Here is a 25,302-nt window from a genome sequence, read left to right as displayed (position 1 = left end):
TCTCCGTATTTATTTATCTTTACATAGTTTGGTTTTTCCACGCCGTTCTACTTAGCTCTAACCGAGTCAATTTTTACTCAAGCTGACGATATAGAAACATTACACGAAATGATCCGTGATGCGATTCACTGCCATTTTCCTAATGAACAAAACCGTCCCCGAAGAATCTTACTTAAATAATAAGGCATTAAAAATTTTAAGTGTTGGATTTTAAGTTTTAGAGATATGATCGCTGTTTTGAATTTACAATAATTACATCCTAGAGGATTAGCTATGAAATGGCGTGTGATTCTTGAATCAGACCTAGAAACAGGCGATTGGGCTGTATGGTGTCCAGAATTACCTGGCTGTACTTCAGCAGGAGAAACTGAAGAAGAAGCTTTGGAAAATATTAAAGAAGCAATTCAATTGTATTTACAGCCGGAATCAATTGAGTTAGCCCCTGGTGCGATCGCACGAGAAATTATTGTCTCATGAGCGCTCGTATCCGGCGCATGACATCTAGAGAAGTTGAAACTATCCTGAGACAATATGGATTTCAATTTATTTCTCAAAAAGGTAGCCACCGCAAATGGAGAAGTGAAGACCTGGGACTACAAGTAATTGTCCCTGAACATCAAGGACACACTTTACCTATCGGTACATTACGGAGTATCTTTCAAGGGGCGAAAATTCCTGAGTCTGAATGGAAAAGTTGATTGCGATCGCGCCCCTTTACCAAACGCGATCGCTAAATTTTCCATCCCCTAAGCTATAAAATGCAACTGATTGATCGCTGCATTAATTAGATTATGCGTAATGGGAAGACTATCAACTACCATCCCCAGACACAACAGCATCATGTAGGAGATGGAATAGAGAAACAACTCTCTAGCGACAGTGCGATCCTCTGGATTTTGCAACAACCGCCAAGATTTGTGGATAAATAATCCTCCCAGACTTAGGGCGATCGCAGCATAAAGAATTCCACTCGCGCCCAAGGGATAAACCAATAACACGGTTGCAAATACTGTCACCAGCGTGTAGTACCAAATCTGCTTCACAGTTGCGGTGTCACCCTCAATCACAGGTAGCATTGGTATCCCCACCTTTGCGTAATCGTCCCGAATCATCAGAGCTAAAGCCCAGAAATGGGGCGGTGTCCACAAAAAGACGATGGCAAAAATTAACCATGCCGACCAGCTTAATGTGCCCGTGACAGCAGCCCAACCCACTAAAGCCGGAATTGCCCCAGCCGCTCCACCAACAACGATATTCTGGGTGGTGTGGCGTTTTAGCCAGTGGGTGTAGACCAAAATATAAAAGACGATGCCAGAGAATGCTAATAGAGCGGCTAACAGGTTGGCAAATACTGCTAGGAGTGTAAAGGAAATCGTCGCCAGTGCGATCGCAAAAATTAGAGCATCGCGTGGCTGCACCTTACCCGAAGGTATGGGACGATGGCGCGTCCGCTCCATGTCATAATCAATATCCCGGTCATAGACACAGTTAATCGTTTGGGCGCTTGCAGCAGCCAAAGTGCCACCAGTGAGAGTTACTAGCAACAGCAATGGGTCTACTTCTCCCTTAGCAGCAATCCACATACTTCCAGCCGTGGTAATCAAAAGCAACGGAATAATCCGAGGCTTGGTTAGCTGGTAGTAACTTTGAATTACTTGTAAAAACGTTCCGTGGTGGCGAGAGACATTAGTCTCAATCATTTTGGCTCTGGTTCCTTATTTTTCAACAACTTATATGCAGCCCCCGCTCAAGGTGGCTCTTTCAGGCAAATGAAACACAGATTTTCTGCACCTGCGTGGGTCGCAATACTCGCCGTTGCGGCCATAATTTAGTGCTGAGTTAGGAGTTAGGAGTTAGAAGTTAGAAATTCTTCCTTCTGCTACTCCCCCCTGTTCCCTCACTCCATACTCAGCAGTCATTGCTCAACACTGTGATGTCGCGGCTAGTAGCCCAGTCACGCAGCGCGAGAACTGTGAAAGCCACCAAAGTACCTAGTAAAGTAGCTCCTATAGCTTGGTGAGAGACTGTGAGAGGTTCGACTTGGAGGTGTAATTTGAAGGTGGCAAATCCCAACAAAATTTGTAAGGTCAACAACCCACCAGCCATATTTGCCAGTCGCCGTAAGGCTGGATGTAGTGCTGGTGTCCGCCAACAGATAAATACCATTGCCAAGGTTGCCACTGTTGGCGGCACCAAACCAGCAATATGGCTGTACATTACAGTACAAAGTTGAGAACCGCCGAGGCATTGGTGTAGCGCCCAGCGAGAGCCTACCAAAGCACCTAGCAGACTTTGCAGGTAAACCAGAACAGCGGCAGTTAAACCGACCCAAGGCAACTTACCAACGGTTCCATTTCCCTGATAGGGCATGAGTGCTGTGCCGATAATCAGGAGGGTGGTAAAAAACAACAGCGCCGTTCCCAAATGGGCGGTAACAATATCAAACCGCAATAATTCGGTAACGGTGAGTCCCCCCAAGATGCCTTGAAAGACGATTAGAAATAGGGCGAATGTGGATGCCCAAGGCAGCCAAGAGGGTAAAAAACGACGACGCCACCAGGACAAACCGAAAAGTGCGATCGCGCTTAAACCAATTAAAGCCGCATCCAATCTGTGAAACCACTCCAAAAATACTTGGAGATTCATTTGCTTGGCTGGCACGAGTTCGCCATAGCATAAGGGCCAGTCTGGGCAAGCAAGCCCTGCATTCATGACGCGGGTGGCACTGCCTATGGCCATCAAAATTAAGGTGGCTATGCACATTTTCCACACCAAGCGCCGAATCATTTCCTTGGGCTTTTGCTGCTGAAGAGCCGCTTCATTTTGTTGTTGTAGGACAAATTCGCTCATGAACGATACCTTCTGCCCGCTCTTGGTGGATCTCTTAAAATTTTCAATTTTCTTTTAGTGTCCTATCTCCACCCTAGCGTATAGGCTATGGGTTTATAGATTAGCACTCACTTATACTTTGAATCACTTCAACAAGGTTTTGCCTGAAGCTTTAGGTATTTTTCAAGATGTCAAAAATTGATTAATCACAATTAATTTAAGCATTCTAAATTTTTCCTTAAATTTTTTCACTGGTTTACATCTATTTTTGGCGTTGTATGATAGTAAACTCATACTCAAAATTACTAAAATAGCCAAAAAAATTAATAAAAATTTCAGACCTTTGTCCCCCATGTCTGACAGCCTAGACTACCTTAGTAAGTGAGTAGCTTCGAGATAACATAGTAAATTCAATTAAGTAAGCCGTGAAGATTCCAAGTTCCATCTGGACATTACTCATTGGCATCGTGCTAACGCTAGCCAGCCTTTGGTACGGTCAAAATCACGGTCTGTTGCCAGCAGCCGCCACTGATGAAGCCGTCTTGGTGGATGGTCTGTTCAACGCGATGATGATCGTTTCTACAGGGATATTTCTGCTCGTTGAAGGTATTTTAATTTACTCTGCATTTAGATATCGTCGGCGTGCAGGTGACAATGAAGACGGCCCACCAGTTGAAGGTAATATACCTTTAGAAATTCTCTGGACGGCGATCCCAGCAATTATCGTTATCGGTATTTCTGTTTACAGCTTTGATGTGTACAACGAAATCGGTGGCTTTGATCCCCATTCTATTCATGAAGCACCGATGAGTCAGGAGTCAATGGCAATGCCTGGAAGTGCGATCGCCGCAACTTTAAGCGATACTCCTCCTGGCACTGAACCGAACCTCAATCAAGAAAAATCTGATGAGGCAATGCAAGATCCAGCTACGGCAGAAGTCCGCAATGCTGACCAAATTCCCCAACTGCGGAATGCCCCAGGTGTAGGTATTGTAGCTCCGACAATTGGCGGCAGTCCTGATAAAGCAGGCAAACCAGCAGAATTACAAGTCAACGTCACTGGTCTACAATATGCCTGGATTTTCACCTATCCTGAAACTGGTATAACTACAGGTGAAATGCACGTCCCCATTGGGCGAGAAGTGCAAATCAGTATGACAGCCAACGATGTCATCCACGCTTTCTGGGTGCCAGAATTCCGCCTAAAACAAGATGCGATCCCCGGTAGACAAAGCGAGATTCGTTTCACCCCCAAAAAAGCCGGAGATTATGTCCTAATCTGTGCTGAACTTTGTGGCCCCTACCACGGTGCAATGAGAGCGCCAGTAGTTGTTGAGCCACAAGAAGCCTTTGATAAATGGATGCAAGAACAGCTAGTTGCCAGCAAAGAAACGCTAAATCAAGCGATCGCTGTTAACCCTGACGATCTATCCCCAAATGAATTTCTTGCGCCTTACACCAAGGACATGGGAATTAAACCAGAAATCCTCCATCAAGTTCACCATTAATCAATATGTTATTTAGTCAAAATCCAATGACTAATGACTAATGACTAATGACCAATGACTAATGACTATGACACAAGCTCAGTTGCAAGAAACTGCGAATATCCCTGCCCTTCTTGAGGAAGCAGGGGTCAGGAAATGGCAAGACTTCTTTGGCTTTCAAACCGACCATAAGGTGATTGGGATTCAATACCTAGTCACTTCGTTTATTTTCTACTGCATTGGCGGCGTCATGGCTGACTTGGTTCGCACAGAACTGCGAACCCCAGATGTAGATTTTGTCACCCCGGAAGTCTACAATAGTCTGTTCACGCTGCACGCCACGATCATGATTTTCCTCTGGATCGTGCCAGCTGGGGCAGGGTTTGCTAACTATCTAATTCCCCTGATGATTGGGGCAAAAGATATGGCATTTCCTCGGCTGAATGCTGTTGCCTTTTGGATGATTCCCCCTGCGGGTATTTTGCTAATCGCCAGTTTAGTGGTGGGCGATGCACCGGATGCCGGTTGGACTTCCTACCCCCCCCTGAGTTTGGTGACAGGACAAGTGGGCGAAGGCATTTGGATTATGAGTGTCCTGCTGCTGGGTACGTCTTCAATTTTGGGGTCGATAAATTTCCTGGTGACATTGCTGAAGATGCGTATCCCCAGCATGGACATACACAAAATGCCCTTGTTTTGCTGGGCAATGTTCGCCACTTCGGCGCTAGTTTTAGTATCAACCCCAGTCCTTGCAGCAGGTCTGATTCTGCTAGCCTTTGACTTAATTGCCGGGACAACATTTTTTAACCCAACTGGCGGTGGCGACCCAGTAGTATACCAGCACATGTTCTGGTTTTACTCCCACCCAGCGGTTTACATCATGATTTTGCCCTTCTTTGGCGCAATTTCAGAAATTATCCCCATTCATTCCCGCAAGCCGATTTTTGGCTATAAAGCGATCGCTTATTCGTCTTTAGCGATCAGCTTTTTGGGGCTAATTGTTTGGGCGCACCACATGTTTACCAGCGGTATCCCTGGTTGGTTGCGGATGTTCTTTATGATCACCACCATGATCATTGCCGTACCCACAGGAATTAAAATATTTAGCTGGTTAGCAACCATGTGGGGTGGGAAAATCCGCCTTAACAGTGCCATGCTATTTGCCATCGGCTTTGTTGGCACTTTTGTAATCGGCGGGATTAGTGGCGTGATGTTGGCAGCAGTGCCCTTTGATATTCACGTTCACGATACTTATTTTGTGGTTGCCCACTTGCACTACGTCCTATTTGGCGGTAGTGTTCTAGGGATTTTTGCAGCCATTTACCACTGGTTCCCGAAAATGACGGGACGGATGGTAAACGAATTTTGGGGTAAGGTTCACTTTGCCTTGACAATTGTCGGTCTAAACATGACCTTTTTACCCATGCACAAACTGGGTTTAATGGGCATGAATCGCCGTATCGCCCAATATGACCCCAAATTCACCACATTGAATGAAATCTGCACCTATGGTTCTTACATATTGGCAGTTTCGACATTCCCCTTCATCATCAATGCGATTTGGAGTTGGTTATACGGTGAGAAAGCTGGTAATAATCCTTGGAGGGCACTGACCTTAGAGTGGATGACAACCTCACCACCTGCGATCGAGAATTTCGATCAAACCCCAGTACTGGCTACAGGCCCCTACGACTACGGTTTGGAACATGCTAATGAAGGTGTACCTTTATCCGATCCCAATCCCATCTTATCTGGTGGGCCAAACTCAGTATTAAGAGCAGAACCCGACCCAGCGGTTGCCGCTAATCCCGAAGACCGGAAATAGAGTTAGGAGTTATGAATGATGAGTTATGACTTTAATAAAGTTGTTAGTTCAAAATTTTTAACTCCTAACTTTTAACTCCTAACTTTTAACTCCCCATTCCCCACTTATCAAAATTCATGCAAAGTCAAACTATTGACCCAGCTAAAACCGAACTGAATCATCACCACGCGGCGGAAGCGTCCGTCGGTCATCATGAAGAACATCCAGACCATCGCCTGTTTGGGCTAATTGTTTTCCTGATTGCTGAAGGGATGATTTTTATGGGGTTGTTCGGAGCCTATTTGGCTTTCCGTGCGACCTTACCTGCATGGCCGCCAGCAGGGACGCCAGAGTTAGAACTATTGCTACCTGGAGTTAACACGATCAATCTAATTTCTAGTAGTTTTGTTATGCACAATGCCGACACTGCTATTAAAAAGAACGATACACGGGGTGCGCAATTCTGGTTAGCAATTACTGCTGCAATGGGTGCTATCTTCTTGATAGGTCAAGTATATGAATATACCCATTTAGAATTTGGTTTAACTACCAATTTATTTGCTAGTGCATTTTACGTTCTGACTGGTTTCCACGGATTACACGTGACTATCGGCGTTTTGGCAATTGTTGCTGTGTTGTGGCGATCGCGCGTTCCAGGTCACTATAGTAACGAAAAGCACTTTGGTATTGAAGCAGCCGAAATCTATTGGCACTTCGTTGATGTGATTTGGATTATTTTGTTCGGATTACTGTATCTACTGTGAGTATTAATTAATTAGTTGTTCAATCCACGCGGACAACTTAATAAGCCCCCCCTAGTGGGGGCTTTTTTAATTAACAGAATAAAAATATCAGTGAAAAAGATTGTAGAGACGTAGCAGTGCTACCCTTATACAATGGCTACAGATAACGCATATTTATTGTTTGCCTAAAAAAGTTAAATAAAAAATATATAACAACAAGTTAAGACTATTCCCACTATTACTTTTGCTAGATGTAATTGAGTTATTGGAAGTGATACGGATGCAAGTAAAGTAAAAGGTGGGAAAGGTCGGAAAAGTAGGATGTTTTGGAGAAAGTATTGAATAACCAGTTAATATACTGTAAATTTATATTCTAATGACTGAGTAAACCAATAAATAAAGAAAATTCGCAAATTTATGCGGATTTAATTTAAGAAAATGCCGTCCTAATATTTCTTCTAGTCATAAAAGTGGAAACTTGAAGTTATTGGAGAGATTGCAAGTATTGTAATTCGCAATTTTGCTTTCTCATTTAAGTAGTTGATACCAATTCAAAAAATGTTTGCGACAGATAGCCCAACCAGCGCTGACGCGTACCCTCGCCTTGCTAAGGGTAGGTAGGGATGTATTTTTTTAAGAATTGGTATCACACGTCTTCATTGTGGTATTTAGTTGAAGCGAATACGCATTACAGGTTTGCCAGAATTATGAGTAGATCGAGATCGTAAAATGTGTGAGTGATTGAAAAGTTACAACTAATTTACTTCAAAAACCATTACTCAATATTTAACTCAAAAACTTACCCGATATTTTTTAGTTTTTTGGTCGAACTTATATTTATCTGAGCAACGCGATCGCAGTTAGTAACGACTAAAATCTGGTAACAAAACTGTGGCGAACACCGTAAAGGTATTTGTGCCTTTAAATTTCACTGTTCAAGGTTTTGTCAGTAATCAGACTTAACAGTTAAAAGAAATAACCATCCTGACTCATAAATATTATTCTCTGCCCACCGTTTAAACCCTGTGGACTAGTGTTAAATTTACTTAAGTGATAATATTACAGAAGTATTTCATAAATTAATTTTGTATTAAGATACTTATAAGAGTATTAAACAAAGCAATCAAGCAACTAAGCCGCAAACGTATCCAAAGCATAGGTCGCGCAATGGCTAACTGCCGCAAATATGAGTAAATCTAGCAGCAAGCAGTTATTCATAACCTTACTCAAGCTCTGAATGGTCAGTAAATTAAGAAGTAGTATACGCCACATGAGCCAGAACCCTCTAGTCAGAAAAACACTCCGAAGTCGCTTTGAAACTGTCAAAGTGATGGGAAGTGGAGAATCTGGTAATACTTACTTAGTAGGGGGTACTACACGTAACAGACATAGATACTCTCTCAACAGAAAAACACTTCGGAATCGCTTTGAGATTGTCAAACACTTAGGAAGCGGGGGATCTGGTGATACCTACTTGGCTATTGACTTGGATTTACCAGGACAACCTCATTGTGTCGTTAAACATTTCCACCCGAAAGATTCCAACCCTGCTGTTCTACCCATCGCTAAAAAGCTATTCGATCGGGAAGCGGAAGTTTTATATCAGCTAGGCAACGACCACGATCAAATTCCGAGACTGTTTGCCCATTTTAATGAAGATGGAGATTTCTATTTAGTCCAGGAATTCATTGACGGTCATGCGTTGACTCAAGAAATTGTCCCAGGTCAGCGTCTGAACGAGAATACAGTCGTAAATTTATTAAAAGACATCCTCGAAGTTCTGGCTTTCGTCCACCAACACGATATTATTCACCGAGATATTAAGCCTCAAAACTTAATGCGGCGGTACTCCGATCAAAAAATTGTGCTAATTGATTTTGGGAGTATTAAGAAAATTGGTGCTTTGGGAGCAGGCTTAACAATTGCTGTTGGCACTCCTGGCTATATGCCAAGCGAACAAGCTAAGGGAAAGCCAAAACTTTGCAGCGATATTTATGCCGTCGGGATGATTGGCATTCAAGCTTTAACAGGTCTAATACCTGAGCAATTACCAGAAGATTCCAGTACTGGAGAAGTTATCTGGCGCGACAAGGCAGAGGTCAGTGATACTCTGGCAAATATTTTAGATACAATGGTTCGCGATCGCTACAACCAGCGTTATCATTCTGCCACAGAAGCTTTACAAGCATTTAATTCTGATGTAGCTTTGTCACATTCTTCACAATCTGCTGACATCAACCACAAGGCTGATGATACCTATTTGCTAACTTATAGAAACTTTATTTTGCTGCTGGGCATCGGTCTTGGTGCAACCACTAGTTTGATAGTAATAGTTTTAATCTACACATTTATTAATACGGGGACATCGCTGCCAAATCAACCTACTCCACTCAAGAGTTTTCTAGAAAGATTTGTTGAGTTCCCGTTAACTAATACAAGTAGTCTACTAGCTAAATCAGCACCTAACAGAAGAATCTGTCAAAGCAATTGCACCATTGCAAAAACTACCAAAGAGCAAATTTAATATCACTACATTAGAAAAGTTAATCATCTAGCAGCAATCATCAGACTGTCTATTAACTAGCTATTACAAATTTACTGTAAATTTAAATATTTCAAGATTACTGTAGGATAAATACTTAGATATTCCTGTAAGATAAATACAACTAAAGAAAATTTAAAAATATGGACAATACAAATCAAAGAAAAGCTTTAATTAACAGCGAAATCTCCCTCTTTCTCAGAGGTTTGATTATTGGTAAAGTTCTTACACTTATGGTTATTGGCGGATTACTTTGGTGGTTATTGAAGCCAAATTTATTGTCCCGCAACAGCATTAACTCTTCCTCTAATCAAAATTTCAATCGCGTCTCTAATAATGAATCAACTTTTCAGACAGTTGCTGATGTTCCCCCCGCCTCATTCAACTACGGAGGCAGTACAGCTTGGGCATCTATTCGGCAATTGGTAGATTCTCAGATCCAGAGCGATCGCCCGGAACTACAATTACGCTATGTAAACCCTGTTAATGCTAGTCCTGGTTCTAGCTCCGGCATTCGGATGTTGCTTGATGGGAAACTAGACTTTGCTCAGTCTTCCCGTCCCCTCACAGATGAAGAACAAGCTACGGCAAAAGAGCGAGGCTTCACCCTTGAGCAACGTCAAGTGGGTATGGATGGGATAGCAGTGGTAGTCAATCCATCACTCAATGTGCCTGGTTTAACTGTTGAACAATTGCAGCAAATTTATTTAGGGAAAATTACAAACTGGAATCAAGTCGGCGGGCCAAATCTACCTATCACAGCTTTTTCTCAACGACCAGAGGACGCAGATACAGTAATATTCCCTAGCAACAGCGACTTAAAAGGGCAAGCATTTGGCTCTAATGTAAAATATGTCTATTCTGCTACAGAAGCAGTCCGCCAACTCAGTAAAACCCCCGGTGGTGTGTATTACGCTTCTGCCCGTTCAGTAGTCTTTCAATGTAGCGTGAAGGCTTTGCCATTGGGTCAGACTTCCGATCGGCTAATTACCCCCTATCAGGAGCCGATGGTTTCGCTTGAACAGTGTCCGCGTCAGCGCAACCAGCTAAATACTCAGGCGATCAAAAATGGCAGCTATCCGATGATTGCTAATTTGTTTGTGATTATTAAGCAGAACAAAGGCCGGGAACAGCAGATTGGAAATGCTTATGCCAATCTTTTATTAACTGACCAAGGGCAAAGAGCAATTGAACAAGCTGGTTTTGTTGGAGTTCGCTAGTAGATTTATTTAAAGGACAATTGAGCAAGCTTTCCAGAGATACCCGACTTGTTTAAGAGGTCGGGTATCTAGAAGTATAGACTTGTGTGCGATCGCGGCTAGAACTGGGAACTACCAGCTTGAAGAATCTGTTGAGCAATCAGGTTTAGTTCGGGAAAAATAGGTGATACGATGCGGTCATCACCTCTAAATTGAGTAACTTGGTATTCACCGTCAACTAATTGATAGATGGAGATAGTAGGTGGTTTAAGATTACCAATAAACTTTTTACCACCGATAGCTAAATAATCAACAATCCAATATTCTTTTATCCCTATTTGTTCATATTCACCTAGCTTTTTATAATAATCATCCCGCCAGTTAGTACTAACAACTTCAAATCGCTACTTCCTTTTAATTATTCTGCATTGCTGTGGCAAGTTTCTCTAAATTTTGACGAATAGTAACACTACGGGGATGATTTACACCCCAGGCTCGTTCACAAATATCTAAAGCTTTTAAATAAAGCGGTTCTGCTTCACTGTAACGTCCAGTTGCACGATAAATTTCTGCCAGATTATTCAGACTTTCGGCAACATTAGGATGATTTTCTCCTAATAGGTGCTTATCAAGTTCTAAGGCTTTTATACATAAAGATTCCGCTTCATTGTAACGTCCCTGTTCCCTGTACATATAACCCAAAGCGTAGATCGTATCTGCTAAAAGTGGATGCGCTTTTTGTAATACACGCTGCTTGAGTTCTAATGATTCCAAAAACAAAGATTCGGCTTCCTCGTAGCGTCCTTGAGCGCGGTATATTAAACCTAAATTGTGCAAATCTGTGGCAATATCAGGATTTTCTTCTCCCAAAAATCGCTTATCTAATTCTATTGCTTGTTGCGATAATGGTTCAGCTTCACTGTAGCGTCCTTGATGATAATAAAGTAGCGCTAAATTATTTAGTATGAGAGCGAAAGAAAGATGATTTTCACCAACCAGACGTTTTTCAAGTTCTAATGATTGCAAATACAGGGGTTCTGCTTCGTCATAACGTCCTTGTTCATCATATAGTAATGCCAAATTGTTGAGACTGACGGCAACATCGGCATGGTTTTCTCCCCATAGTCCTTTCCTCAGTTCTAAAGCTTGTTGATATAGAAGTTCTGCTTTATTATATTGCCCAGTTGATTTGTAGAGTCCTGCCAAATTATTCAAGCTAGTAGCAAAAGAAGGATGGTTCTCTCCTAGCAGGCGTTTCCTCAGTTCTAAAGCTTGTTTATATAGTGGTTCGGCTTCGCTGTAGTGTCCCGTTGCACGATATATTCCTGCTAAATTGTTGAGGCTATTAGCTAAGTCTATCTGCAAACCTAATTCATTTTGTAGCTCACTCGCTTGACGCCAATATTTAATTGCTAATTCCTGTTCTTCTTGATAGTTTTGAGATTCACCCCGCTCTAATCTGCTGTGGTAAATATCGCCCAATCTTGAGTACAAAGTAGCCAAGGTGGGGTCTTTAGTTCCCCGTTCTTGTTCTACTTTCTCGATTAACCTTTGTAAATCTTGAATGGGTAAGAAAAAGCGATTAGTTTCATTAGTATCTGTGCTGGCTAATTCTGTGTCTCTAAAAACAAAGCGGATATTTTCTAATTCTTTACCAGGAATAGCATTTGTCTTTTGAGATTCAAACCGAAATACACCATTGCGCCAACTCCAAAAATCAGGAGCTTTTTTAATTAGGTTGACTAAAATTTGGTTAGTTACCCAAAGCACGATCGCAAATGGAAATTCGCGCAATCCTTCCCTTGTCCACTGTAAGTAACCAAAAAACTTTTCCTGTTCCGATTGCTCATTTCCCAATCTGAGAAAATACAATTGTTCAGCACCCGTCACAGTGATTACCGCCGGGTTCTGCTGACGGAGATATTCTTCTTGTTGTACCAGTTGGTTAAGAGCAGCTTTCAGGCTTGGTTCTTGACGTGCTAAAGTTACTCGATATGCACCGAAGGCGGGTTGTAGTTCGGCTTCATATTGAGCAATAATCTCATCGCGAAAGCTAGCATCATCGCAAACCGCAATCAGTAAATTTAATCCCCGCTTTTGAGCTTCAATAGAAACAATTAAATCATCATACGCATCTTGATTTTCTCCTTCATCATCTAATAATTCCTCATTTAACATTAATCGCTCCCTGTCTTCTCAAGCTTTCGATAATAATTGGATGAACATCATACCAAGTTTCATCAGTGCGATATTCTAGAACATATAGCCCATGTAACAAATCTAAAAACTCTGCTTGTTTAGGATCGTTGGGCATAAATTGTTCGTACACGCTCTGCAAAATATCGATATCAGTTTTTCCTAAGCGTATGGAAAAATCATTGCGAATTTTATTGATTGCTTGCAGGAGAATTTTATCATCAATAATAACTTGGGCTGAAGGATTTCGCCGAATTGTTCGCAAACATATACGGCAACATTCCTTAGAAATCCGAATTAACTCTCGCAATACGCCACCACTGTAAATTACGATTTTTTCAGCAGTTTCAGCCGCAATTAATTCACTAGGAATCCGCTTTTGTAAAACTTCACCGAGAATCTTTGTTGCTTCCGGGCGAGGTTGGGCATTTGGGAAGCGATTTTTACCTTTATCAAATATTTTTAATACAGGCATTGCCACAACTTGATCGTTGGTTTCAGTGGCAATTATTGTGCTAATAAATGTTTCTCTAAGGACTGCGATCGGGATAGTGTAAATAATTTGAAAGTTTGGTTGGCAGAGAGCTTTAATGTTATCTCGATAAATTTCGTTCACTCTGCCTAAGTCAAGTTTATCTAAATCATCAATAATTACTAAAACGTTTTGTTTAGTTGCAGCTTGAATTAGAGCAGCGATTTCGTTAATTCTGGCAACTAAATCTGATAACTTGCGTTCAAATTCTTGCTTAATTTCATCCCGAACGCTAGCATCAGCTTTTAATTTAGAGCTAATTAATTTTAAGAGATCAAAACCTATACTAGCTTCTGCTTGTAAATTTAATTCTTCAGTGCGAGTACGGGTAGCAAACCACTTATAAAGAGCTTCTTTAGTAGATTGCGGAATATCAACTTTGCGTGCTTCTGCTTCTGTCATTAAATTAACTGCGATCGCAAACAGTATATTAATATGATTAACCGCCGACATTTCGATTTTGTCAGCAATAGAAAAGAGAACTACAAAATATTTATCTTGAATTTGTCGGCTAAATTCAGCTAACAAAGTAGACTTACCACATCCTCGATGTCCTGTAAAGACTATTTTGCCATCTCCATTAGGACTATCTTCTACTAATTGGTTCAGGTCTGCAATCAAATCATCACCATATTCGACTCGAAATCTTTCCATTTCGTTCCGTTCCATCAACGGAAACAGTTCGAGATTGCTGTATGCTTCTTGAAAGGAGTTTAATAAGTCTTGAGACATTGGATAGTGCTGTTAACGTGCTAACTATTCATATAATGGCTCATGATTTTTGAAGTAGAAGTTGAGGTAATGTCTAGCATAGAGTATGCCTACATAACTTCTTAAATTCCGTTAATAAATAACTACTAGGTGAGTGGTATGTTATGTCTTAAAAAGAGATACCCTAATTCCCAAATTTCAACCTATCAATAAGTAACAGAGGTTAATAATCAATAAGACTGAATGATAGATTATACATTCGATAATTCAGACTGAATGATAGATTATACAGATAACATCCTGAAAGCTACTTAACACATAAATAAAATAAAATTTTCAGTTATAAAAATAAATTTTTAGTGTGCTTCTTCTCATCCCCCTCTAGCCGATGCAATGGTAGCTGTTGTTACTATTAGTTAGTAGTCTGTCAAAGAATAATTGACGAGTACATTCATTGTAGAGACGGCGATTTATCGCGTCTCTCTAACGTGTCAGTCTTTTAGACGCGATAAATCGCGTCTCTACATGAGATAAAGCTCCGCGACATCAAAACTAGCTTTTGCAACATCAAAACTAGCTTTTGCGACATCAAAACTAGCTTTTGGGACATGGACGTTCTCGATCTGTTCCCAAACTGTCAGCCCATTCACGCACGCGATCGTGGGCTATTCCTGAACCTGTAGAACGGTAAGCTTCGAGAGCAGATTGGCTCTGTTGAACCATTTGGGCTTCAGTAAGAGGTTGAAAATTTAATTCTGTGTCTATCTCTCCGTACTCAAATAATTCTTCCGTCGTTTGAGTAGCTTGATGTGTAAGTAATCGCTCAAAATCTTCTAAAGAAGTGGATGTCCCAGTCAGCCATGTTAACAGGATAGTTTTCACCTGTTCTCCGGGTAATATTTTAAGATGATCTAAAATTTGCTGCCTAATATTGCTTGCTGTCATAAGCTTTTAATTTTTGTAGTAGCTCTGCTGTAGATACAACTGTTTTCACGAGCATATTTAATTTTAACCTGCATTAGATGTCGGAATTAGAAAGATTTTAGGATTTTAATCAGTCCAGCGATGTCTACGACGGGCTACGCCTACGCACCAATTACGATAGAGATGCTGAGTGCGATCGCAAAAGGACTAAGGGTGTTGTCAAACTCCAAATTAGACTTAATCGTAGGTTGGGTTAAACAAAGTGAAACCTAACATCAGGGTTGAGTATCGTGATGGGTAATGTTGGGTTTCGTTCCTCAGCCCAACCTACGAATTACTTCACATCAGATATAAAAAGAAAAGTGTCAAATGAGTTTATTACAACCAGTAAAAATCTGGAACTACTGCAAAAATTTAGGCAATTACATTTACAACTTCCAAATTTCATTATATGCTTTGTGAGACATTGCTTTGCCTCGCTCTTTAATTTCCTCCTCAGTCCATTGAGTAGCCTTTAATAAATAATCATCAAGTGGATATTTTTTATCTTTTAGAATTTCAATTTTTTTGATAAAATCGTAATTTTTTAACTCTTCACTATTGGTTGTGTTATCTACTAATATTAAATTTCCTATACTGCCAACTATTTCTTCCTCTCCTTTTGATTGTGCTAAGAGATGTTCAATACTGGCAGAATTATAATCAATAGGTAGTCCATTAATATTTTGTCCTATGAATTTTTCAAGTATATATTGTATGACTTTTTTATCTCTTTGTTTATTTTTTGTATAAATTAAATCCATAAAATCTACTTCAAATTCATCCAAACTAGGTAGCTTTTCCTTGAGTTTTCTTACTAAATTTGTATTAATTGACTGAATTTTATCTGGGTTGTCAGTATTAGAAAGCTCTTGGGCATATTTGGAATAAAGTGGAGCAATTGAGCCAGAAGACCTTTGAGAAGTAATCGAATTAAAAATAAAATGAAAACATTCAATTTTCCATAGTATTGGACGTAATGCTTTCAATGTTATCTTATTTTCTCTATATGCCCTAATAAGAGATAAAATCATTGATGTTTGTTGCCTGACATTAAAAAGACGTAATGCTTTTAACGATTGATAAATGCTATTTTTTTCTTCAGGACTCCATTGATGATTATCTGGAGATACAATAGAAACATAATAATCTGAGTTTTCTTGAAATTCTAATAATAATAAGCGAGATTTATTTTCAGAGTCATTTTTACTAGAAGAATCAATATACTTTTTTATTTCACCAAACAACTGTTTTTGAGTAGTATCAACATACTTAGAAAGCCAATGATGATACAAAAAAGATTCTACAACAGTTTGTTCTAATCCATTATTATCAAATTTTTCTAAGATGCCATTCCATATAAGTTTATAAGTATCTAATGTTATGTTAGAAGCTCGCAGTTTTTGTAAGATTAAGTTTTTTACCAAATCAGGTGTAGTAAGGTCTTTACCTCTAGTATTGAGAGTTTCAAAAATTAAATAAGCATCATCTTCATTATCTAATTGAATAAATACTAATTTTAATGAGAGAACTTTTTTTCTTAGAGATTTTAGAGTTTCTAGGATTGGAAATATTCGCTCTTCAGGTAAATTATTACAAGATTGTTTACTATCAAACTTAGGAATTATTTCATAAAGTTTCTTATTAATTAATTCAAATGCTGATTTTAGATTTTGTTCTTCACTACCTACATTAAATTTTAATTCTGCTTTGTTAAAACTTTGTATATATCCTTGGAGATAAGGAAAAGATGTCTCAGAATTTAAAACATATTCAGGTATATTATCTATATTAGCTTTCTCAATATATTGATGTACCCCTTTAGCTAAATTTTCATCCCCATAGTCAAGAAAAGCATTTCTTATAGCAGCAAGCATTAATGTAATAGTTGTTAATCTTTGTTGACCATCAACTATTCCATAGTATGGTTTTTCTGTTTGATAAACAACCATTGAGCCTATAAAATAATGTTCATAATCTCTAATAACAACATCATCCCAAAAGTCCTTAACCTCTTCATCTGTCCATGAATAAGGGCGTTGAAATCTTGGTATTTTAAAATAACCTAGAGCAAATATATCCTGAACTTCTTTGTCATTAGCTTCGATTTTCATTGATTTCACATCCTTTATGAAGATAAATATTGTATTGATTAATATGCTTGCAAGTAACTGTTTTTACAAAGTATAACGCATCAACACCCATTAAGCAGTTTTATCACTGTTGTTTTTGCTATTCAAGATTACCGTGTCATAAATCTGTGGGAAGTTGATGTAAACATTGCCTTTGCACAACCATTACCATCACTACTTCCATTTGTACCCATCCTCAAAGGAGGTGATAACGAGTCTACAATTCGAGATGCATTGCGAATATTACGTGCAGATGAACAATTAAATCAACTAGAAACAGTATTAGGATTTTTTGCTACGTTTGTATTAGATAGTGCAATAGTTCAGCAAATTTTGAGGTGGGATATGGCACTTTTAGAGCAGTCGCCTTGGTATCAAGAAATTTTTAGCAAAGGGGAAGAACTAGGAGAAGCACGCGGAGAACTGCGAGGAAGAAAGGAGGAATTATATTCAGGGATTGAATTAGCATTAGAAATTAAGTTTGGCAATCAAGGTTTAGAATTGATGCCGATAATCTCTCAAATTACAGATTTGCAGAAATTAAAAGCAATTCAGCAAGCAATTAAAACTGTAAATACAGTCAATGAATTACAGCAAATTTTGTCAACCAACTTGACATGAAACACCAAAAACATAACCCCTCTCCGCTACCGGAAAGGGGTTAATCACTGCCGAAACCACTATCTATCTTGTACAGACGCGATTCATCGCGTCTCGATTCAGCAATCTCTAATAAGCGTCTTGCAACTCGTAGAAATCAGGCGAGATGTAATCCTTCCGCAAAGGCCAACCTACCCAATCTTCCGGCATCAAAATCCGCTTCAGATTTGGGTGTCCTTCGTAGATAATGCCGTACATATCGTAAGACTCGCGCTCTTGCCAATCTGCGGTCTTCCAAATCCAGTACACAGAAGGCACTACAGGATTTTCCCGTGGTAAGAATACCTTAACTCGAACTTCTTCGGGGCGATCGCTATTATCACCGACTTTAATCAAGTGATACACACTCACCAAATCCTGTCCTGGCCCAAGGTCAACGCCACCTTGAAACTGGAGATAATTAAACCCATAAGCATAAAGGGCTGTAGCGGTAGGAAGCAAAAAATCTGCCCCCACCTTAATTATCTCTACACCATTCTTATCCGGTGCTAAAAACTCATGGTCAAAACCATTTTGCGTCAACCACTGGGAAACTTTACCCGCTTGTACCAATGACTCTTCTTTCGCTGCTGGTACTGGTTTAGATTCTTCTTCAGCCACGGGTTTGTTCCTCCTTTTGCGCCTTTTCTGTCAGCAGTGCAGGTGGTATTGGCATACCAATCGCTTCCGCCAATTCCTTCGGTGGTGCATAGCGAGTGTCTGACTGCAAATACTTACCAGTTAAGATTTCTTCTACTGGCTTCAGGTTATGAGTCGTGCTGTAATAGCGGTGGGTTTGCTTAATTTTATCCCGCTCTTGCATCGATTCATTGGAGATTTTCTTCCGCAGCTTAATGATTGCGTCGATAATTGCTTCTGGACGGGGAGGACAACCAGGCAAATACACATCCACAGGAATCAGTTTATCGACTCCGCGCACTGCTGTAGGAGAATCAACGCTGAACATCCCGCCAGTAATTGTGCAAGCACCCATCGCAATTACATACTTTGGCTCTGGCATTTGTTCGTAAAGACGCACCAGTTGGGGAGCCATCTTCATCGTAATAGTCCCTGCCGTAATAATTAAATCGGCTTGGCGGGGGCTAGAACGGGGAATCAGTCCAAAACGGTCAAAGTCAAATCGGGAACCAATTAAAGCTGCAAACTCAATAAAGCAGCAAGCAGTACCAAACAGCAACGGCCACAAACTAGAAAGCCGCGCCCAGTCGTAGAGGTCATCAACCGTCGTCAAAATGACGTTTTCTGAAAGGTCTTGAGTGACATTGGTACGCTCAATGGGGTTGATGATTCGTTCTTTACCCTGGGTTGTTAAGTTAGAATTCAAGACCATTCCAAAGCTCCTTTACGCCATGCGTAAACTAAAGCGACTACAAGAATTGCAATAAAGACTAGCGCTTCAATAAAAGCCAATAGCCCCAAACGGTGGAAAGCTACCGCCCAAGGATACAAGAATACAGTCTCCACATCAAAGACGACGAAGACCAGAGCAAACATGTAGTAGCGGATGTTGAACTGAATCCAGGCTCCCCCGATGGGTTCCATGCCAGATTCATAGGTGGTGCGACGTTCTGGGCTGTAACCACTGGGTCGTAGGAGCTTGGAAGCTGAGAGCGCTAAGGCAGGTACTAGGCTACAGATGATGAAGAAACCTAGAAGGTACTCGTAACCGCTGAGGACAAACACAATGAGTATCTACCGCTTATGGAGTATTTTAAGTAGTGAGTTTTGAGTGCTGAGTGCTGAGTGCTGAGTGCTGAGTGCTGAATGCTGAGTAGGGAATCTCACTTCTTTACTCAGAACTTTCGGAACTCGGAACTGTTTTACCCAACGCCCAATCCCTTAACTGCGTAACTTTCTTTTACATTATATCTGTTTGGTTTTTCTGAAATCTGGGAAACAGACGGACTTCAAGTATTTGATTCGCTTTTGCTAGTGATAGAAAAGTCTAACAATTATGTCATAATTTTTAACGTATATTTAAGATTTCTTCTCTGCGAGGCCTTAGCCATGAGCGAACCAGCTGTTGAGACTCCGGTGTTAGACCGCTACGAGTGTCGCGCCTGCGGTTATGTTTACGAACCTGAGAAGGGAGATGACAAGCATGATATTCCTTCCGGGGTACTCTTTGCAGAACTGCCCATAAATTGGCGCTGTCCAGTTTGTTCTGCTAAAAAGACCGCTTTTGCCAACATCGGCCCTGCCGGTACTGCATCCGGCTTTAAAGAAAATCTCGGTTATGGTTTGGGTGTTAACAACCTAACGCCAACCCAAAAGAATATCCTAATTTTTGGTGCTTTGGCTCTTGGGTTCTTGTTTTTTATCAGTCTTTACGGCTTACAATGACAGCCTTTAAGCAATTCCAAATAACGCTCTCTACCAGAGGGTTTACACTGCGCTAACAAAATTCAAAATGAAAAAGCCAGGGTTTTACAGCATCCTGGCTGCCAACTCGTACAAAAATTTAGAAATAACTAAGAAATACTGATGCATTCAATTGTGAAAGGTTGGCAACGAATATTTGCCTTGTTAATAGTAGTCGTGATGTGCATAGGGTGTAGCCAAGTTCCCTCTGTTAGCTACAACCCTTGGAAAGTTATTTCTGTGCCAACAGACTCGAATTTATTGGATATTGCTTTTACTGATAACCTTGAGCATGGCTATTTAGTCGGTAGCAATGCCACCCTATTGGAAACCAATGACGGTGGTAATACCTGGAAACCAATAACACTGCAACTGGATGAGCAAAAGTATCGCTTTGACTCAGTAAGTTTTGCAGGTAAAGAAGGCTGGATTGCCGGAGAGCCTGGACTTTTACTACACACTACCGATGAAGGTGCTTCTTGGTCGCGTATCCCCCTGAGCGAAAAGCTACCAGGTAGCCCGATCGCAGTTAAGGCGCTAGCAGACAATACAGCGGAAATGGCTACTAATGTTGGAGCCATATATAAGACCACAGACGGCGGCAAAAACTGGAAAGCCCAGGTGGAATCAGCAGTGGGTGTGGTGCGTAACTTGGAACGTTCTCCTGATGGTAAATATATTGCTGTTTCTGCTAAGGGTAGCTTCTACTCGACTTGGGAACCAGGCCAAGGTGCTTGGGTACCCCATAACCGCAATAGTTCTCGGCGAGTAGAAAACATGGGCTTTGGTGACAATGGGCAATTGTGGTTGCTAGCTAGAGGAGGTCAAGTTCAGTTTAGTGACCCAACTAAACCTGAAGAATGGCAAGAGGCAAAATATCCAGAGTTATCGACCAGTTGGGGTTTACTGGATTTGGCATATCGTACACCCGATGAAATTTGGGTAGGTGGCGGTAGCGGTAATTTGCTACGGAGTGCCGACGGTGGCAAAACCTGGGAAAAAGACCGTGACATAGAAGAAGTTGCGGCTAATTTGTACAAGATTGTGTTCTTAGAGCCAGAGCGGGGATTTATAATTGGCGATCGCGGCGTTTTGCTCAAATATCTCCCAAATCCTGAAGCAACTTCCCCAGAAGCCGCTTGAAGAAGGGAATAGGGTACAGGTTACAGGGTATAGATTATTTCCCTACCACCTATCACCTATCACCTCTCCCCTAATTCCCATACCCAATTTCTGAGAAGAACGTTGCAACTTGTAACTCTTTCTTAACTTTGTAGGATAATAAACTCAATAACACTCTATGTATAAGGTAGGGATCTAAATGTCAGGTACCACTGGAGAACGTCCGTTTTCGGACATCATTACTAGCGTTCGTTACTGGGTAATCCACAGCATCACCATCCCGGCATTATTTATTGCTGGTTGGCTATTTGTCAGCACCGGATTGGCTTATGATGCTTTTGGTACACCCCGTCCCAACGAGTATTTCACACCAGCGCGGCAAGAAGTGCCCATTGTGAAGAACCGTTTTGAAGCTAAAAAACAAGTTGAACAATTTATTGGAAAGTAGTTTGAGATCATGACTAGCGGCAATAACATCAATCAACCAGTTACCTATCCAATTTTTACCGTTAGATGGCTGGCAGTTCACACTTTAGGTGTACCAACTGTATTCTTTTTGGGCGCGATCGCCGCAATGCAATTTATTCAACGTTAGGAGCAACTATGGCAGAAAGATCGCCCAATCCCAATAATCAACCGGTTGAACTAAACCGGACTTCGCTATACCTGGGATTATTACTAATTTTCGTTCTGGGTATTCTGTTTTCCAGTTACTTCTTTAACTAATTGGAAGTACTGTTGTTAATCTTGGTTTATTGAACGTGTGTTGATTTGTTGTTAAGGGAGGAGAGAAGCTGTGTCTGGAAGTGGGAGAATTCCCCTGTGGGTCGTCGCTACGATCGCAGGTTTAGGTATAATTACAGTCTTGGGCATTTTCTTTTATGGTGCCTACGCCGGACTCGGTTCTTCGATTTAACATTAGTTAGTTTGAACCGAATACTATAAGTTAGAACTTTCTAGCATTTGTTGAGAAATCAACGTTAAAAAAACCGCCTGTCTCTATGAGATGGGCGGTATTAATTTTGGTCATTTCTCATTTGTCTTTTGTCATTTGTTTTTTGCAAATGACTAATACTTCTCTACGAGAGGCTACGCCAACGGCTTCGCTCAGTACAAGTGACTAATGACTACATCAGTATCAGTTGATATCGCTGATATCGTCGCTTTCAATGTATAAAAACAGAAACGCGAAGACTACACCTGGCAAAACCCAACCAATTATGGGCACGAAGATCGCAGACAAGTACGAAGTACTAGCCAAGACAGTAGGTAAAAAAGATGCTGCCATAGTTAAAGGTTCCTATGAAATCACACTACAATTCAAGATGAGCTTACTGCAAATTCTGCCAAATTTTTGAAATTCTTTCATATTTTTAACACAGGGGAGATGGGGAGATGGGGAGCAGGGGAGCAGAGGAGAGTTATTGTACAAGTTCTTTCCCCTCTGCCTCTCTGCCTCTTGTACCCAATACCTCTCATACCTGAGTTACATACCCAGGAGTTCATCTAGCTGCAAGCTTGGCAAGTCTGGAGGAATCACGGTTCGCACTATTGTGACTTTGTGACTCTCCTGTTGAGTTGTAAGATCGAGTGCGATCGCTCCTAAGCGAATTTCCAAACAGCCAAAGGGAATGTTTAATTGTGTCATCACTTCCAAATCTCCCGATGCATTAGGAAGTAAATTTGTCAACAAATGGGGGCCATCTAGTAAGTAGCGAGTTTGATAATCTTCAAGCCATAACTTGACAACAACTTGCAGAGGTACTTCTGGCAGTACTACGCGCACTATGACAGACTTGCCAGCAATTAATTCGCCTTCTGGCACATACAAATGTGGAGTTGGCAAAGGCTCAGTGGCTGCTGCAATTAGAGGTAAGGAAGAAGATGAATATAACAGTGGTTGCTCTTTTTCTTCAAAGGTATAACTCCCAGTTGTATCGCCTTCCAGTTCGCTATCTGTATCATCTACAACGATTTCTTGCGCCAACCAAGCTGACGCTATATTTATTTTTATTGGAGGGGGAGGGGGCGGTACTTGTGTTAACAGAGCCGATGAGATTGTTGGTTCTTCTAGTACTTTTTCTATTTCCGTATTTTCTCCAATCCCTAGTTCCACTTCCTGCGCTGTCTCTGTATCTTCCCTAAAGTTCTCCAGTTCAGGAGCCAATCTTTCGACTTCTTCCCATGTCTCTTCTCCCTTGCGCGTTTCAGTCAGGAGAAGTGGTGAACTCCTCCAATCTTCGCTCAGATTATTCTCCGTGTTGGCATCTAGGTCTAATGGCAAGTTAACATCAACATTCGCATTTTCTGCACTAGGAGGAAGGGGTATCTGCTGCGGTGGAACATAGTTATTGTAATCTTGAGGTTGCAGATCGTTGATAGATTCAGGCAAGGAGTATCCTTGGCTCTGCATCCACTTCCTCAACAGGGGAGATGAATAAAGGTTTCCAGTTGTAATTAATTGTGCATTTTGGGGGGTTTTGATTTCAGGAACAGATTCTTCCTGGAATTGCGAATTTTGTGAGGCTTCAACTTCAGAAACAGATTCTTCCTGGAATTGCGAATTTTGTGAGACTTCGACTTCAGAAACAGATTCTTCCTGGAATTGCGAATTTTGCGGGGCTTCGACTTCAGTAACAGATTCTTCCTGAAATTGTGCGTCACCTACTCCTAAGTCAGATATATTTTCATCTTCAGTCACAGTTGCGTCCAACTTTGGCAAGTCTTCAGCCGCTTTAACTTCCAATTCATCTGGAGGAACATTGTTTTTTACTTTTTCTTCGGCATCATCTGGCAAAGCTTGTAACCGTTTCAAGTATGGCAAAGTAGTCTCAAGTATTGGCATTCGACGTTGCTTGATGACCAACTGCTCTAAGTTGATGGTGGCTATAATAGTATCCTTTTCTACAAGCTCCTCCCGTGTCTGTGGTTCTGCAACAACATCTGTGGGAATGTTGGCATCACTTTGAATAGGGGGTAGTTTCGGTAATTGAGGCAACGAAATGCTTGAATTCTTGAACTTAGATGTCCGCAGATTAGCTTCTCGCAGAACTTGCAGGTTAATTTGCGCTGGTAAAGGTGTGTTTGGAGATAGATGAACTATCTGAGACTGGTCTGTTTTTGGAGTCTTGACCAAATTTAATAGTTTCAAATCGAGCCTAACAGGTGTCTCTGTTTCTGTGAAAGCAGCAGATGAGTTCGATGTTGCTACGAGGTCATTTAAAGATGTACTGGATTTTGCTGCGGCTGTGATTGCCAGTAATTCTGTTACATCTGCTGTAATGGTGAAGGACTGGCTGGCTAACCAAATGACTTCACCAGCATCAGCGAATTTACCATACAAACTGATGTCTGCCAAAATTAGCTTGGATTCACAATCAGCAGGAATATCAATTGAGGTATTGATACTAAAGGGCAACTCCTTATCTGATAAGGGTTGCCGTACTTTAGTCAAGATTTTCGAGTTATTGGGCGATCGCAGTTCAATTTCTACTTCAAGCGCCCGCAAGCTTTTTGGAGATGATGTTTCATCCCAATCTAGATTTGTCTTTTCTTGGAATTCTATGTACCCGTTGATTATAAGAGCTTGTCCCCAACGAGCAATATAATTATCCTCACTTAAAGTTAGCAGTAATGGTGGCGGTAGTTGTGTTGCCGAAGAATCTGTAACTTTTTCATCTTGGGGCAGCAGTTCAGAGGTGGGTAAAGCTAAATCTATTAAATTTTGTAAAATCTGCTCTGCCGTCTCTCCTTTGAGCCACACAGGACTCACAGGCTGATCGATAACTATATCTTCATCTTCTTCCGTTTCATCTAGAACAACAGTGGTAACAAGGTTGCTATCTGTAATAATTGCCAGTCCTTCAGAAACTGCGATCGCATTATCTAGCTCAATTGCAGTTTCTGGTGGGGCATTAGATTCCAAGTTCTCTTCATCTGGTGCAACAGTGAGGTTGCCATCTGTAGTAATTGCCAGTCCTTCAGAAACTGCGATCGCATTATCTAGCTCAATTGCAGTTTC

At 41.0% G+C, this 25,302-nt stretch carries 25 protein-coding genes and 3 pseudogenes; 16 read left to right on the top strand and 12 right to left on the bottom strand.

Annotated features, from left to right (window positions below; all coding sequences use genetic code 11):
• Positions 1-54: 54 nt before the first annotated feature.
• The 3 genes and pseudogenes from ACM0OX_RS29810 to ACM0OX_RS29800 all read left to right on the top strand — a co-directional run.
• Positions 55-180: pseudogene (locus ACM0OX_RS29810) on the top strand (2-oxoisovalerate dehydrogenase E1 subunit beta); the annotation flags it as partial.
• A gap of 93 nt (positions 181-273) precedes the next feature.
• Positions 274-477 carry a type II toxin-antitoxin system HicB family antitoxin gene (locus ACM0OX_RS29805; protein WP_229485462.1) on the top strand — a complete coding sequence of 68 codons (204 nt, stop codon included), beginning with the start codon at positions 274-276 and terminating at the stop codon, positions 475-477.
• A complete protein-coding gene (locus tag ACM0OX_RS29800) occupies positions 474-698 on the top strand; it encodes a type II toxin-antitoxin system HicA family toxin (protein WP_414518631.1) in 225 nt (74 codons plus the stop codon). Before ACM0OX_RS29805 ends, ACM0OX_RS29800 begins: the two co-directional genes overlap by 4 nt.
• A gap of 48 nt (positions 699-746) precedes the next feature.
• Here ACM0OX_RS29800 and ACM0OX_RS29795 read toward each other — a convergent pair whose 3' ends face one another.
• Together ACM0OX_RS29795 and ACM0OX_RS29790 are read right to left on the bottom strand one after the other, a co-directional pair.
• Positions 747-1,700: a heme o synthase gene (locus ACM0OX_RS29795; protein WP_414518630.1), complete on the bottom strand. Its 954-nt coding sequence runs from the start codon at positions 1,698-1,700 to the stop codon at positions 747-749.
• Between the two features lie 208 nt (positions 1,701-1,908).
• Positions 1,909-2,850 carry a COX15/CtaA family protein gene (locus ACM0OX_RS29790; protein ID WP_414518629.1) on the bottom strand — a complete coding sequence of 314 codons (942 nt, stop codon included), beginning with the start codon at positions 2,848-2,850 and terminating at the stop codon, positions 1,909-1,911.
• A gap of 404 nt (positions 2,851-3,254) precedes the next feature.
• Between ACM0OX_RS29790 and ACM0OX_RS29785 the strand changes: the two genes are divergently transcribed.
• From ACM0OX_RS29785 to ACM0OX_RS29765, 5 genes are all read left to right on the top strand, one after another.
• The gene (locus ACM0OX_RS29785; RefSeq protein WP_414518628.1) at positions 3,255-4,337 is read left to right on the top strand and encodes a cytochrome c oxidase subunit II; all 1,083 of its coding nucleotides are present in this window, start codon (positions 3,255-3,257) and stop codon (positions 4,335-4,337) included.
• Between the two features lie 67 nt (positions 4,338-4,404).
• Positions 4,405-6,141, top strand: coding sequence for a cytochrome c oxidase subunit I (gene ctaD / locus ACM0OX_RS29780; RefSeq protein ID WP_414518633.1), 1,737 nt, complete (start codon positions 4,405-4,407; stop codon positions 6,139-6,141).
• Positions 6,142-6,257: 116 nt separating this feature from the next.
• Complete coding sequence (locus tag ACM0OX_RS29775) at positions 6,258-6,884, top strand: cytochrome c oxidase subunit 3 (protein ID WP_414518627.1); 627 nt, start codon at positions 6,258-6,260, stop codon at positions 6,882-6,884.
• Between the two features lie 1,249 nt (positions 6,885-8,133).
• The gene (locus ACM0OX_RS29770; RefSeq protein ID WP_414518626.1) at positions 8,134-9,387 is read left to right on the top strand and encodes a protein kinase domain-containing protein; all 1,254 of its coding nucleotides are present in this window, start codon (positions 8,134-8,136) and stop codon (positions 9,385-9,387) included.
• 161 nt (positions 9,388-9,548) lie between these two features.
• Positions 9,549-10,625, top strand: a complete 1,077-nt coding sequence (locus tag ACM0OX_RS29765; RefSeq protein WP_414518625.1) for a PstS family phosphate ABC transporter substrate-binding protein — start codon at positions 9,549-9,551, stop codon at positions 10,623-10,625.
• 98 nt (positions 10,626-10,723) lie between these two features.
• Here ACM0OX_RS29765 and ACM0OX_RS29760 read toward each other — a convergent pair.
• From ACM0OX_RS29760 to ACM0OX_RS29745, 4 genes and pseudogenes are all read right to left on the bottom strand, one after another.
• A pseudogene (locus ACM0OX_RS29760) lies at positions 10,724-11,002 on the bottom strand (Uma2 family endonuclease); the annotation flags it as partial.
• A gap of 16 nt (positions 11,003-11,018) precedes the next feature.
• Positions 11,019-12,782: a tetratricopeptide repeat protein gene (locus ACM0OX_RS29755; RefSeq protein ID WP_414518624.1), complete on the bottom strand. Its 1,764-nt coding sequence runs from the start codon at positions 12,780-12,782 to the stop codon at positions 11,019-11,021.
• The gene (locus tag ACM0OX_RS29750) at positions 12,772-14,064 is read right to left on the bottom strand and encodes an ATP-binding protein (RefSeq protein ID WP_414518623.1); all 1,293 of its coding nucleotides are present in this window, start codon (positions 14,062-14,064) and stop codon (positions 12,772-12,774) included. Before ACM0OX_RS29750 ends, ACM0OX_RS29755 begins: the two co-directional genes overlap by 11 nt.
• Before the next feature lie 573 nt (positions 14,065-14,637).
• On the bottom strand, positions 14,638-14,988 hold the full coding sequence (locus ACM0OX_RS29745) for a hypothetical protein (RefSeq protein ID WP_414518622.1): 351 nt from the start codon (positions 14,986-14,988) through the stop codon (positions 14,638-14,640).
• Positions 14,989-15,108: 120 nt separating this feature from the next.
• On the opposite strand from ACM0OX_RS29745, the gene ACM0OX_RS29740 reads away from it, so the two are divergent.
• Positions 15,109-15,240, top strand: coding sequence for a hypothetical protein (locus ACM0OX_RS29740; RefSeq protein WP_414518621.1), 132 nt, complete (start codon positions 15,109-15,111; stop codon positions 15,238-15,240).
• 155 nt (positions 15,241-15,395) lie between these two features.
• On the opposite strand, the gene ACM0OX_RS29735 is transcribed toward ACM0OX_RS29740, so the two are convergent.
• Positions 15,396-17,120 carry a DUF262 domain-containing protein gene (locus tag ACM0OX_RS29735; protein WP_414518620.1) on the bottom strand — a complete coding sequence of 575 codons (1,725 nt, stop codon included), beginning with the start codon at positions 17,118-17,120 and terminating at the stop codon, positions 15,396-15,398.
• Between the two features lie 117 nt (positions 17,121-17,237).
• Between ACM0OX_RS29735 and ACM0OX_RS29730 the strand changes: the two are divergent.
• Positions 17,238-17,759: pseudogene (locus ACM0OX_RS29730) on the top strand (transposase); the annotation flags it as partial.
• Between the two features lie 108 nt (positions 17,760-17,867).
• Here the strand turns inward: ACM0OX_RS29730 and ACM0OX_RS29725 are convergent.
• The 3 genes from ACM0OX_RS29725 to ndhC are packed head-to-tail and all read right to left on the bottom strand — an operon-like array spanning position 17,868 to position 19,481.
• Positions 17,868-18,398: an NAD(P)H-quinone oxidoreductase subunit J gene (locus ACM0OX_RS29725; RefSeq protein WP_414518619.1), complete on the bottom strand. Its 531-nt coding sequence runs from the start codon at positions 18,396-18,398 to the stop codon at positions 17,868-17,870.
• Entirely contained in the window at positions 18,391-19,128 is a 738-nt protein-coding gene (ndhK, locus tag ACM0OX_RS29720; RefSeq protein WP_181930966.1) for a photosynthetic/respiratory NAD(P)H-quinone oxidoreductase subunit K, read from the bottom strand. The genes ACM0OX_RS29725 and ndhK overlap by 8 nt, the downstream gene beginning before the upstream one ends.
• A complete protein-coding gene (gene ndhC, locus ACM0OX_RS29715) occupies positions 19,119-19,481 on the bottom strand; it encodes a photosynthetic/respiratory NAD(P)H-quinone oxidoreductase subunit C (RefSeq protein WP_094333328.1) in 363 nt (120 codons plus the stop codon). The genes ndhK and ndhC overlap by 10 nt, the downstream gene beginning before the upstream one ends.
• A gap of 324 nt (positions 19,482-19,805) precedes the next feature.
• Between ndhC and ACM0OX_RS29710 the strand changes: the two genes are divergently transcribed.
• The 6 genes from ACM0OX_RS29710 to ACM0OX_RS29685 all read left to right on the top strand — a co-directional run bounded on the left by ACM0OX_RS29710 (position 19,806) and on the right by ACM0OX_RS29685 (position 22,197).
• On the top strand, positions 19,806-20,141 hold the full coding sequence (locus ACM0OX_RS29710) for a rubredoxin (RefSeq protein WP_181930964.1): 336 nt from the start codon (positions 19,806-19,808) through the stop codon (positions 20,139-20,141).
• A gap of 141 nt (positions 20,142-20,282) precedes the next feature.
• Positions 20,283-21,302, top strand: a complete 1,020-nt coding sequence (locus ACM0OX_RS29705; protein ID WP_414518618.1) for a photosynthesis system II assembly factor Ycf48 — start codon at positions 20,283-20,285, stop codon at positions 21,300-21,302.
• A 178-nt stretch (positions 21,303-21,480) separates the two neighbouring features.
• Positions 21,481-21,729 carry a cytochrome b559 subunit alpha gene (gene psbE, locus ACM0OX_RS29700; protein WP_012411800.1) on the top strand — a complete coding sequence of 83 codons (249 nt, stop codon included), beginning with the start codon at positions 21,481-21,483 and terminating at the stop codon, positions 21,727-21,729.
• A 9-nt stretch (positions 21,730-21,738) separates the two neighbouring features.
• Complete coding sequence (gene psbF / locus ACM0OX_RS29695) at positions 21,739-21,876, top strand: cytochrome b559 subunit beta (RefSeq protein ID WP_015115279.1); 138 nt, start codon at positions 21,739-21,741, stop codon at positions 21,874-21,876.
• An 8-nt stretch (positions 21,877-21,884) separates the two neighbouring features.
• Positions 21,885-22,007, top strand: coding sequence for a photosystem II reaction center protein L (locus tag ACM0OX_RS29690; RefSeq protein ID WP_414518617.1), 123 nt, complete (start codon positions 21,885-21,887; stop codon positions 22,005-22,007).
• A gap of 70 nt (positions 22,008-22,077) precedes the next feature.
• Positions 22,078-22,197, top strand: coding sequence for a photosystem II reaction center protein J (locus ACM0OX_RS29685; protein WP_012411803.1), 120 nt, complete (start codon positions 22,078-22,080; stop codon positions 22,195-22,197).
• Positions 22,198-22,419: 222 nt separating this feature from the next.
• On the opposite strand, the gene psaI is transcribed toward ACM0OX_RS29685, so the two are convergent.
• Together psaI and ACM0OX_RS29675 are read right to left on the bottom strand one after the other, a co-directional pair.
• Complete coding sequence (psaI, locus tag ACM0OX_RS29680) at positions 22,420-22,569, bottom strand: photosystem I reaction center subunit VIII (RefSeq protein ID WP_292815617.1); 150 nt, start codon at positions 22,567-22,569, stop codon at positions 22,420-22,422.
• A 198-nt stretch (positions 22,570-22,767) separates the two neighbouring features.
• Positions 22,768-25,293: a hypothetical protein gene (locus ACM0OX_RS29675; RefSeq protein WP_414518632.1), complete on the bottom strand. Its 2,526-nt coding sequence runs from the start codon at positions 25,291-25,293 to the stop codon at positions 22,768-22,770.
• Positions 25,294-25,302 lie beyond the last annotated feature (9 nt).

This window comes from Nostoc sp. PCC 9305 (assembly GCF_963920915.1).
GTDB lineage: Bacteria > Cyanobacteriota > Cyanobacteriia > Cyanobacteriales > Nostocaceae > Nostoc.
This window is presented reverse-complemented; position numbering and strand designations above follow the sequence as displayed.